This is a genomic window from Pseudomonas frederiksbergensis, assembly GCF_003732665.1.
In the GTDB taxonomy this organism is placed as follows: domain Bacteria; phylum Pseudomonadota; class Gammaproteobacteria; order Pseudomonadales; family Pseudomonadaceae; genus Aquipseudomonas; species Aquipseudomonas frederiksbergensis_G.
Map to the genome: position 1 here is coordinate 1 of NZ_MOBP01000072.1, position 365 is coordinate 365.

Here is a 365-nt window from a genome sequence, read left to right on the forward strand (position 1 = left end):
AAGAATTCGTCAATGGCCAGTCGAGCCACGACTTAAGCGCCGCCCATACCCGATTGTCGGTAGAGCGCAGCCCGCAGCGTCTGGCAACGGATTTTATCGACCTGGTGCTGGTGCACTCCGACGGCAACGACCTTACGATCCTCACCGACTGCGAAGTCTACTCGACCCTTGCCGAGTTGAAGCGCGAAGGCAAGATTCGCGGGTTCGGTTTTTCCGGCAAAACCGTCGAGGGCGGTTTGAAGTCTCTGGAAAAGGGTGATTGCGCCATGGTCACCTACAATCTGAACGAACTGAGCGAGCAAGCCGTGATTGACTATGCTTCTGTCCGAGGCAAAGCGATCGTGGAGAAACAGGCCCTTGCCAGC

Annotated in this window: 1 protein-coding gene; it reads left to right on the plus strand. The window is 56.7% G+C overall.

The genetic code is table 11. The features are described from left to right. The coding region (locus BK665_RS33200) for an aldo/keto reductase (RefSeq protein WP_148053275.1) at nucleotides 1–365 on the plus strand (365 nt) is incomplete at both ends.